We start from the raw sequence: 11,623 nt of genomic DNA, 5'->3' as shown, positions 1-11,623 counted from the left end.
CTGCTCCCCTGCCCCCTGCCCCCTGCCCCCTGTCTACTTTTCCGAACGGGCATAATCATCTTGATAGCGAATAATATCATCTTCTCCGAGATATTCGCCATTTTGGACTTCAATTAAAACCAAGGGAATCACACCGGGATTTTCTAACCGATGGGTTGTACATTGGGGGACATAGGTTGATTGATTATTGCTTAATAAGATTTCTTTGTCGCCACAAACTACTTTAGCTGTACCGGAAACAACAATCCAGTGTTCACTGCGGTGGTGGTGCATTTGTAAACTGAGGCGATGTCCAGGCTTTACTTCAATTCGTTTAATTTTATATCCGCGCCCTTCTTCTAAGACTGTGAAAGAACCCCAAGGACGTAATTCACCAGCAGCAATACTTCTAGCATTAATTGTTGGTTGCAGAGTCAGAGTATTTGGGGCAGTTTCTGATAGTTTAGCCATAGTTACCTCAGATGGAGACATAACAAACCTGTTTTTAGTTAGAACAGTTGATGGAAAAGCGACAAGATTTAGCCACTTTGATAAAGATAGCAAAACTCACCATTGACTGGTAAAGTCCCTGGCGGAAACTAATCTGTCTACATAAAATCTTCATCAAAAAAATTAGGGCTTACGCATTGACAAAGTTTCTTAAATATGTAATTTGGATTTTATCTCTTGTAGGGTGCGTCAGACCCGATAATTTGGTAAAAAATAGATTTCCTCTATCTGACGCACCCTACTCAATAAGTTATTCCCAAAGCCGAAAACGACGCGTGCGTAAGTCCTAAAAATAATGGATTATCTGAATTTTGGTTCACCTACTTAGGAACTTTTGGTGATATGAAAATACCAATACCATTGTGAACACGGGCTGCTGTACTAGGAGAACGGTCAAGTAACTGACCGCCTAAATAAAGACTGGTAGAACTACCACCGTCTAAATTTAAAGCATTAATACAACCCATTGTTTGCATTAATTTTGCTTGTTCTGCCAAAGTTGGACCACCACCACCAGCCCGACTATGTACAGCAGCAATCATAAGATTACCTGTGGAAGTGGTACAAATACTGCTGCGAACTGCTTGACTTGTCATGAAAGCAGGGCTGAATGTTTCTGCTGGTCCATCTAGAACTATTTGCCGATTTTGGACTAATAGGGGACCTGCACCAATAATGTGGGGGTAGCGACTAAATTCAGGTGTGGTAGTGGTGCTGGTAAGAGAAACTTTTGTCCCAATGGGTAATTGTGGTGTCTGATTGCGGAAGATGAGGAGATAACCATTTTCGGGAATGGGAATGGTAGTTATACCACTTTTACCTCCTGCTAACTGATTGCTTACTTGATTGTTTTCGACAACTACAATAGTTTCATTATCAGCTAAAGGTGTATAAGTATTTCCCCATACTGGAGTATAACGAGCGATACCGCGTTGGACATAGCCAGTATTAAGTAAGGAAATGGGTAGACGTTGATTATTGTTCGTAATTAAGGCTTCTGTGAGGGTGAGCCGACCAAAGTAAAATTGTCCGTTATTATTCCAAGCGATCGCTCCTCGGTTAAGAATTGGACCGGATATCCACTGATTATCTCGCCTAATTGCGCCTAAAGGTAATTTATTATTACGGTTAAAATAACCACCATTAACTGCGGCTACTGCTAAGTAATTTTGAGCAGTTTGGATTAAAGGGGCTGTACCAGTTAATGTTTGCGGATTAGTAATTATAGGCTTAATACTTAATCCCACAGACCGAGGGTTAATATCTAACCAAACCACAGGAAAGCGATCTGTTCCTAAAGTTACCAACTGCTGTCGCCATTGTAATCCCTGCGCCCAAGCAATAGTTTTTTCCACTATGGCATCAGGTTGAATATCAATAACTAAGCGATTGGGTTGGGGAATAGTGCTAACTTGTAGAGACTGACCAAAGGGAATACTAAGACGGAGAATTGTTTGATTATTCACTACTTCCACTTTTTGAATTATTGATGCGGGAATGGGTGGTGTAGTGGATTGAGAGTTATAGCGTTGTATTAAAGTCGGATCAGCAATACCATCTAGGGTAAGCGTCCATTCTCTGTTGGGTGGTGTGGTAGATTTAGAGATAATCTCATCAGGATCTACTACTTTTTTGACTGGTAACTCCTGTCGAATCTGCCAAGGGGTCGCTATATCTAAATCGAGGACAACTCTATCTCCTTTTGGTTGTTTACCCAGACGAATGTTTTTCAGTTGAGAAGGGGGAGTAGAAATTACCAAAGTGTTACCATTAGCTTGAATTTGCCATTTAGCTGTTTGGGCTAATTGAGTAATATCTAAATAACGATATCCTCCGCTAAGATTCGTGTTAAAAATGAGGGGATTTGTCAAGCCAGAAAACCACTGTACTGGTTGTTTGCCAGGATTACTGCTATTGAGTAAATCTATCCCTATTAATTGCTTAACTGCACCATCACTTAGATAAGTTTGTCCTTTAATGGTGGTTGCTGTTGGTTGTAACCATGCTCCTGGTAAAATCCGTCCATTGAGAATAATTTGATTACCAGCACTAACGGAAGTGGGAACGGGAGTTAGTAAACTAGGAGTATCTTGAGCAAATGCCCCATAAGTAGCAGTCAAACACAGTGCTGTTGACAGTAGCGGTAATACAGAATTTAGGATTTTCGAGATCATTGACTGGGTATTTTTAAAAGTTAAGTAGTCGGACAAAATTAAATTCACTCGTTGAGAGAGGGAACAGGGAACAGGGAACAGAAAAATCAATTGTGTAATTAATTCTGTCCCATTACCAATACCTTGTCCATTTCCTGTAGGTTGGGTTAAGCGACAGCGCAACCCAAGGCATTTGTTGGGTTTCATGCTTCAACCCACGCTACAAATCAAGGCTTTTTCTAATTTGGACAAGGTATTGATTACTTATCAATCAAAACCCAGCCTAGCGAAAATTTATCAGAAAATTTAAAAAATAATTACCTTTTTTAGAAATATTCGTGATATTATTTATCTTGGGTTTGTGTCTCTTATTCAGAGTAGCAGGCAGTTACTATGCTAAAAATACTAGCTGCAATTGTCTTAAATAATACAAATTAATTGGAGCCTGCTGTCAGTAACCCAGCCCTAAAGGGACTGAGCTTGTAAGAGAAATCAAGCAAGCCGCACTGACCAGACCACCCTGAGCCTAGTCTAAGGGTAGCCGTTATTTGAGTCACGACACCCACCGAATGCGTAGCTAGTTCCCTGCTCTGTCACTGGCAATTAAACAGTTTTAAGGTCACTGAAACAGTGTTGCCAGCTCAAGCAAGCTCTTATAACAGGTCGTTCGCGCCAGCGTGCCGGAGGCATCTAGCTAACATTACCCCGCAAGGGAGTTGGTTTCCAGGTTCCAATCAAAAATCTGGTTTCAATTTTAATATCCACAGCGGTTAAAACCGCACGAGTCGTTTCCCTCTCAGCACTGAAGTGTCTGAGTTTCCCACTTACCGGGTATTCTTATGATACTGTTGGGGGTTAAAGGTGAAATTCGGACACCCTATCCTCATCTCTAAAATTTTAGGTTTTGGGGTTTGAATCTAAAATCTCAAGTTCCTGTGGTTGGTCATGAATAAACAGCCAGAATACAGGGAAAAATAGATATGTTTTAGGAATTGTCAAATGGGCATATAGTGAAAATAGGCTAATTTTTGGGAGCTATCAGTAATCAGCCAAGAACAAGAATAGCTTGCATGGTGTAAGCCGTGAGCAAAAAAACTGCAAACTTCAAAACCGTTGGATTTACAAGTCCTTGTGGATTAGGGTAGTTTGTTTATATAGTGCATTGACACTCTCAGCGGCTAAAGTCAGTGAGATTCTTAGTTCACCGAAACCACTTGATTTAGATTCCTTGCGTTTTCTAAACCAGAGGTGGGGTCTCACCAAGTAGAGCAACCGCCGTTTAATTGTCAAGGTATAGTGTCTGCGATTTAGGCAGCAATTGGGTTTTTAGACAGGTTGATTACCCTTCTTGTATCAATACTTGTCGGTTAAGGAAATGTAGGTTGGGTTGAGTGACAGGGAAACCCACGAAAATCCTTGATAAGGTTGGGTTTCGTTCCATTGCTCCGCAAACGTTCACGTTCCACAACCCAACCTACCATATAATGACTTTTCATGCTTAACCGAGCAGTATTGCTTCCTGTATAGGTAATATTATCCATAAAATGCTAAATTATGACAAGAGAAAATAGAAATTGAGTAATAATTGATGACGGGGATGAAAATTACCGAGTATTCTTGTAAACAAACAAAAAATAAATAGGTATTGATAACACAGCTTTAGTTAAACGTCAAGCTAAGATTGTTATCTCTAAACTTTGGTAATTATGTATTTTTATCCAGTGCCAAAACTGAGAAAATTTCCCTTTAGCAGTAATAACAACATCTGTACCTCAACATTTCAGGAATAGAGTATGAATCATCAACCATCGAATCAGGGTCAGCAAATTACAGTGTCAGATACTAATTTTCCAGATACATATCCAGGACAAAAGTGGTTAGTAGAAGAAAGGGATGCTTGTGGAGTCGGGTTTATTACCCATCGTCAAAATATTGCCAGTCATGAAATTTTGGATCAAGCCTTAACTGCTTTAACTTGCTTAGAACATAGAGGGGGTTGTAGTGCTGACCAAGATTCTGGAGATGGTGCGGGGATATTAACAGCGATTCCTTGGGAATTATTGGCACAAGACAAGAATCATGGCATTGATTTTGCCAAGCTGAGTAATATGGCTGTGGGGATGATATTTTTTCCCCAAGACGCAACAGCCGCAAAAGCTGCTAAGGCTGCATTTGCACAAATAGCAGCAGAGGAGAGATTAACTATACTGGGCTGGCGAGTAGTTCCGGTGCGTCCAGAAGTATTAGGGATGCAAGCAAAAGAAAATCAACCCCAAATAGAACAGGTTATAATTTCTTGTGCTGATAAGAGCGGTGATGAACTAGAAAGAGAATTGTATATTGCCCGTCGCCGCATCATGCAAGCGGGCAGAAAAATTTCTGAAGATTTCTATGTCTGTTCCTTGTCTAGCCGGACAATTGTTTATAAAGGCATGGTGCGTTCCGCTGTCTTGGGGGATTTTTACGAAGATCTAAAAAATCCGGCTTTTAAAGTGGCATTTGCAGTATATCATCGCCGCTTTAGTACCAATACGATGCCTAAATGGCCTTTAGCCCAACCAATGCGGTTATTAGGTCATAACGGAGAAATTAACACCCTGTTGGGGAATATTAATTGGATGATGGCACGGGAAGCCACCCTTAGTCATCCGATTTGGAAAGATCGGTTTGACGAACTCAAACCAATGGTCAACATTGATAATAGTGATTCTGCTACATTAGATAATGTACTAGAGTTGTTGGTGCGTTCGGGACGCAGCCCTTTAGAAGGGTTAATGATGATGGTTCCCGAAGCGTATAAAAATCAACCTTCCTTGGCTGAATATCCCGAAATTGTGGATTTTTATGAATATTACAGCGGTTTGCAAGAAGCATGGGATGGACCTGCGCTGTTAGTATTTAGCGATGGCAAAAAAGTTGGAGCGACATTAGACCGTAATGGTTTAAGACCTGCGCGTTATGTCATTACCAAAGATGATTATATTGTTGTCGCCTCCGAAGCTGGAGTTGTAGATTTCCCAGAAGAAAACATTCTCGAAAAAGGTAGACTCGGTCCAGGACAAATGATTGCGGTGGATTTAAACACCCAAGAAATCCTCAAGAACTGGGAGATTAAACAGCGTATTGCTAAACAACATCCTTATGGCGAATGGTTGCAACAATACCGCCAAGAATTAAGTAAGTTAGTGAAGGGTAAGTCTGTAGTTAATGGCAATGGTAACGGTAATGGGCATTTGTCAACAAACAACGGACAACGGACAACTGACAAAATTGATTCACAAGTCCTATTACAACAGCAAATTGCCTTTGGCTACACCATAGAAGATGTGGAAATGGTGATTCACCCTATGGCTAGTACGGGTGCAGAAGCAACTTTCTGTATGGGAGATGATATTCCTTTAGCGGTATTGTCAGAAAAATCCCATTTGCTGTATGACTATTTTAAACAGCGGTTTGCCCAAGTTACTAATCCAGCGATTGACCCTTTACGGGAAAAGTTGGTGATGTCGCTGACGGTGGAATTGGGTGAAAAGGGGAATTTATTAGAACCTAAACCGGAATACGCCCGCAGACTCAAGTTGGAGTCTCCTGTACTGACTCAAACAGAGTTAGAAACTATTAAGTTGTCAGGATTTGCAACGGCTGAATTGTCAACTTTATTTCCCATAGCCACAGGACCAGATGGTTTAAAAACGGCTGTGGAATCTTTGCAAAAACAAGCTGCGGAATCGGTGCGGGCTGGTGCGAAGATTCTCATATTAAGTGACAGAACAGGTACAGGGATTGCGGCAGAATATACCTATATTCCTCCTTTATTAGCTATTGGTGCGGTTCACCATCACTTAATCCGTGAAGGGTTACGGATGAAAACATCCTTAATTGTGGATACAGCCCAATGTTGGAGTACCCATCATTTTGCCTGTTTGTTGGGTTATGGTGCGGGGGCGGTTTGTCCCTATATGGCTTTAGATACTGTAACTGCTTGGTGGCATGAACCCAAAACTCAGCAGTTTATGACTAGGGGCAAAATTGCCACTCTGACTTTAAATCAAGCCGTAGAAAATTATCGCAAAGCTATAGAATCGGGTTTGCTGAAAATCCTCTCGAAGATGGGTATTTCCCTACTTTCCAGTTATCAAGCGGCGCAAATATTTGAAGCTATTGGGATTGGTGGTGATTTGTTGGCTTTGGGTTTCCGGGGAACAACTTCCCGGATTGGTGGTTTAAGTGTGAGTGAATTAGCACAAGAGGTGTTATCTTTCCACAGTAAGGCTTTCCCCGAATTGACGGCGAAGAAGTTGGAAAACTTAGGTTTTGTCCAATACCGTCCCGGTGGTGAATACCACATGAATAGCCCAGAATTGGCGAAGTCGCTGCATAAGGCTGTCAATGGTAAGCAGTATGACCATTATGAGGTTTATAAGCAACATCTGCACAATCGTCCGGTGACGGCGTTGCGTGATTTGCTAGATTTCCATAGCGAGCGCTCATCAATTCCTTTGGAAGAGGTAGAGTCAATTAATGATATTGTTAAGCGTTTCTGTACAGGTGGAATGTCTTTAGGGGCGTTGTCACGGGAGGCACATGAAACTTTGGCGATCGCTATGAATCGCATTGGTGGTAAATCTAATTCTGGTGAAGGTGGGGAAGATCCGGTTCGTTACAACATTTTAAGTGATGTGGATACGGCTGGTAAATCTCCTACTCTGCCTCATCTCAATGGGTTGAGAAATGGTGACACGGCTGCAAGTGCCATTAGACAAATTGCCTCAGGACGATTCGGCGTTACTCCCCAATACTTAGCTACAGCCCAACAACTAGAAATCAAAATTGCCCAAGGTGCTAAACCAGGAGAAGGTGGACAGCTACCCGGACCCAAGGTAAGCCCCTATATTGCTATGTTGCGCCGTTCTAAACCCGGTGTAACTTTGATTTCACCACCACCGCACCATGATATCTACTCCATTGAAGACTTAGCCCAGTTGATTTTTGACTTGCACCAAATTAACCCTAAAGCCCAAGTTTCGGTGAAATTAGTCGCAGAAATCGGGATTGGCACAATTGCTGCGGGTGTGGCTAAAGCTAACGCCGATATTATCCAAATTTCGGGACATGATGGCGGTACAGGTGCATCACCCCTCTCTTCGATTAAACACGCTGGTAGTCCCTGGGAATTGGGGTTAACGGAAGTACATCGGGTATTAATGGAAAACAGCTTGCGCGATCGCGTCATCTTGCGGGTAGATGGTGGTCTGAAAAGCGGCTGGGATGTCCTAATTGGGGCGTTAATGGGGGCGGAGGAGTTTGGGTTCGGTTCCATAGCTATGATTGCGGAAGGCTGCATTATGGCGCGGATTTGCCACACTAATAATTGTCCTGTGGGGATAGCTTCTCAAAAAGAAGAAATGCGGAAACGGTTTACTGGCATTCCCGAACACGTTGTTAATTTCTTCTACTTCATCGCGGAAGAGGTGCGGAGTCTGTTAGCTAAATTGGGATATCGTTCTTTATCAGAAGTAATTGGTCGCGCTGATTTATTAACGGTGCGTTCTGAGGTCAAACTGAATAAAACCCAAGCTTTGAATTTGGATTGTTTAACTAAGCTGCCAGATGCAAAAGTTAATCGTAGTTGGTTGGTGCATGAAAAAGTTCACAGCAATGGACCAGTTTTAGATGATCAGTTACTAGCTGATGCAGATATTCAAGCCGCGATTCAGAATCAGGGTGAAGTTAGTAAAACCGTTACCGTCGTAAATACTGATAGAACGGTCGGCGCGAGGTTAACTGGGGCGATCGCTCATAAATACGGTGACAACGGCTTTACAGGGCAAATAAACCTGAATTTCCAAGGAAGTGTGGGGCAAAGCTTCGGCGCATTTAACCTGGATGGTGTGATTCTCAACTTAGTAGGGGAAGCAAACGACTATGTTGGTAAGGGCATGAACGGTGGGGAAATTATTATTAAGCCCCCAGCCAATGCCACCTATAACCCAGCAGAAAACGTGATTGTAGGGAATACCTGCCTTTATGGGGCGACTGGTGGGGTGTTATTTGCCAATGGTTTGGCTGGAGAACGGTTTGCGGTGCGGAACTCTAAAGGTACAGCCGTGATTGAAGGGGCTGGTGATCACTGCTGCGAGTATATGACTGGTGGGGTGATTGTTGTTCTGGGTAAAGCTGGCCGCAACGTGGGTGCAGGTATGACAGGCGGTTTAGCGTATTTCCTTGATGAATCTGGTAATTTCCCGGACTTAGTTAATCACGCTATTGTCAAGGTGCAACGGGTTGTCAGTGAAGCAGGTGCAAAACAATTATATGAGTTAATTCAAACTCATGCCCGGAAAACTGGTTCACCCAAGGCAGGGGAAATTATTGCTAATTGGGAAGCATACTTACCTAAATTCTGGCAATTAGTACCACCTTCTGAATCTGATAGTCCAGAAGCCAAAGTAGCAGAAAAACAATTGAGTTCTGTGTAATTTGTCTGAATCAGGATGTACAGGATTTGAGGATTTACAGGATTTAATTAAATACTTTATCCTGTTTATCCTTTAATCCTTTTTTGTCTGAATCAGGATGTCCAGGATTTGAGGATTTGCAGGATTTAATTAAATACTTTATCTGTATTTATCCTGTTCATCCTTTAATCCTTTTTTGTCTGAATCAGGATGTACAGGATTTGAGGATTTGCAGGATTTAATTAATAACTAGGGCTTGCTAAATAAATCTGAAAACTCTACAGGTAAAGGGTTTTAGATATTTTGAATTTCAAAAAGTGTCAGGTTTTAGGAGGTGACAACTGAAAAACCTGGCATTTAATTTCTGGTTAAAGAAAAAATCTTGCTTATCCAACTCTTGAAACTGTCACCTGTCACCTGTCACCTGTCACCTAGCCTTCACAGATAGCTTTTTCAGCAAGTCCTAGTGTTGCTGATAAGGAGGATATTTGTTGAGGGAATTTTGGGGAGAATGGACTCCAACTGCAACAAAATTTCTTTTGAACAAATTCCCAGTAATGTGCTGTTGGGTAAATGTACTAATCTTTCTCCACTCCCAACTGGTGGTGTCATGATATCGGATAATGCTTGAGGAATGGTTTCTTTAGATTCTGGGGGGTATTCTGTGTAGTTAAAGTTTGCCCATTGTTGATCTAGAGTGTGGGTTTTTAGTTGTTTGATGGTGCGAGTTAGAAAGAATTCGTTTTCACCAAAGTATAAATATGTTGGCATGGTAGTACGGCAATTGTATTGTCGTATACGAGCGTTAGCTCTAAATCCACTATAATTTTGTCTGCATGGATGGGGAAGCAGTCATTCAACGAAATAACACTTTCGTTTACTGCTGCATACCTACTGGCTTTTTGGCAATCACACAGCCAAAAAATTCGCTCTAGTTTTATTTTTTTACTTTTGTAAAGTTAGTATCCAAACAGTGCTATGCTTTACTTAAGTAGTTACAATTAAGACAATAAAATATCACTAATCAAAAATATGAGAGTAAAGTCCGTTAAACATCTGAGAAGGTGGATTGTTGAGAAACAATCGTCTTTCTCTGTCATTACCCAAACTGGTTCGTCGCTTCCAGATCATATACAACCTGATTTTATGGGTTGTGAGGACAAAAATTCATCCAGTGAAAAAGTGGTTGGCTTTTTCAGTGCTTATCATGGTATGAAAGCTAACATAGCTAACTTCTTAGCAACAGGATTACAAAACGCTGAAGATGGACAGGCTATATATGAGTTTCTCCAAAATGCCGCAGATTGTGAATCCGATACATTTTACATTTTTTATAATGATAAGTTTTTTCTGGCTTTGAATAATGGCATAGAATTTAAGTTAAAAGATGTAGTTTCTATATTAAATACTAGTCAATCTAGTAAATCTGATAGTACAAATCAAGCAGTAGACTGCGACAAAATAGGTCGCTTTGGTATTGGTTTTAAATTGGTTCATAGATTAGTAGGTGAAAATGAAGGCTTAAAAGAATTAACAGAAGAATATAAAGGACCAATTTTGTTTAGTTGGACTAAACCCGAACAATTAGAATCACTTTTAAATGTTACTAACGTCCAACAAATAGAATATGATAATGATTTAGAGGGAGAATCTCCCTGGCTATTTAAAATTTTAATAACTAACTTTCCTACTCAACCAGGCGAAGAAGTTAAAGATTTAAGCTATAAAAATAATGTTGTATTCACAGAAAAAGAACTGGGTGAATTACTGCAATTTCTTAGAGAAAATCAATCTAAGTTAGAATTATCAAAGCTTCACAGAGGTTCATTATTTTTCCTAAATCTAGGTGCAGGTAAGAGCCAAGCTTTAGACAAGCATTATGAGCATGACCTAAAAAAAGGCGTGGAATGCTCTCTCAATATGCTGAAATCCCTAAATAATGTAAGATTAAAAGACAAGCATATTGAAAAACTTGATTTACAAACTATAGAGTTTAAAATACCTAAAGATTCTGATGATTTTATAGCAATAAATCCTACTGATAGAAAATGTGATATAAAGATTCTATTTGGACATTTACCTTACAAGAGAAGTGGAGAACTTAGAGATTATCCCAACTTCTATAAATACTTCCCAATGGGTGCAGAGGAACATAAATTAAGTTTTATTCTCCATTGTGATGCTTTTAAAATAGAAACAAATCGGCGAGAACTAGAAGAACTACCAACTAACAAAGCTATTTTTAAGTGGTTTATCACTCAATTTCTCAAGAAGTTAGATGAATATATTGAGAATAAACCTGATTATTATCGAGAGCTATATGCCAATATTTTGTTATCTTCTCAACCTTCAAAAGATTGGATAACTGAGTCGCTATATCAGCCTTTAACACATTATATATCTAGTAAAATACCTACCCATAGAGGAAATTTCTACAGTCAGGAAAAAGTTTATATTAAAAATACAGAACTCAATATCAGTCCTGTTGATTTTGGTATTCAAGGCAAAGAATGGTTTTACTGG

Annotated in this window: 5 protein-coding genes; 2 read left to right on the top strand and 3 right to left on the bottom strand. The window is 40.4% G+C overall.

All coding sequences use genetic code 11. The features are described from left to right. Positions 1-33: 33 nt before the first annotated feature. Both IQ228_RS11385 and IQ228_RS11380 read right to left on the bottom strand, forming a co-directional pair. Positions 34-450, bottom strand: coding sequence for a phosphomannose isomerase type II C-terminal cupin domain (locus IQ228_RS11385; protein ID WP_027402060.1), 417 nt, complete (start codon positions 448-450; stop codon positions 34-36). Positions 451-809: 359 nt separating this feature from the next. After that, complete coding sequence (locus IQ228_RS11380) at positions 810-2,663, bottom strand: phosphodiester glycosidase family protein (RefSeq protein ID WP_193962893.1); 1,854 nt, start codon at positions 2,661-2,663, stop codon at positions 810-812. Positions 2,664-4,435: 1,772 nt separating this feature from the next. Here IQ228_RS11380 and IQ228_RS11375 point away from each other — a divergent pair. Next, complete coding sequence (locus tag IQ228_RS11375) at positions 4,436-9,121, top strand: glutamate synthase-related protein (RefSeq protein ID WP_193962892.1); 4,686 nt, start codon at positions 4,436-4,438, stop codon at positions 9,119-9,121. A 432-nt stretch (positions 9,122-9,553) separates the two neighbouring features. On the opposite strand, the gene IQ228_RS11370 is transcribed toward IQ228_RS11375, so the two are convergent. Next, entirely contained in the window at positions 9,554-9,871 is a 318-nt protein-coding gene (locus IQ228_RS11370) for a hypothetical protein (protein WP_228043818.1), read from the bottom strand. Between the two features lie 375 nt (positions 9,872-10,246). Between IQ228_RS11370 and IQ228_RS11365 the strand changes: the two genes are divergently transcribed. Beyond that, a partial coding sequence (locus IQ228_RS11365; RefSeq protein ID WP_228043817.1) for a sacsin N-terminal ATP-binding-like domain-containing protein occupies positions 10,247-11,623 on the top strand: 1,377 nt, incomplete at its 3' end.

It is taken from the genome of Dolichospermum sp. LEGE 00246, from assembly GCF_015207865.1.
GTDB classification, from domain to species: domain Bacteria; phylum Cyanobacteriota; class Cyanobacteriia; order Cyanobacteriales; family Nostocaceae; genus Dolichospermum; species Dolichospermum heterosporum.
The sequence above is the reverse complement of the archived record's forward strand: the minus strand, read 5'-3'. Positions and strand labels throughout refer to the sequence as shown.

Coding starts and splice junctions, on each gene's coding strand:
- IQ228_RS11385 (WP_027402060.1), bottom strand. CDS start 450: ATGGCTAAACTATCAGAAACTGCCCCAAATACTCTGACTCTGCAACCA.
- IQ228_RS11380 (WP_193962893.1), bottom strand. CDS start 2,663: ATGATCTCGAAAATCCTAAATTCTGTATTACCGCTACTGTCAACAGCA.
- IQ228_RS11375 (WP_193962892.1), top strand. CDS start 4,436: ATGAATCATCAACCATCGAATCAGGGTCAGCAAATTACAGTGTCAGAT.
- IQ228_RS11370 (WP_228043818.1), bottom strand. CDS start 9,871: ATGCCAACATATTTATACTTTGGTGAAAACGAATTCTTTCTAACTCGC.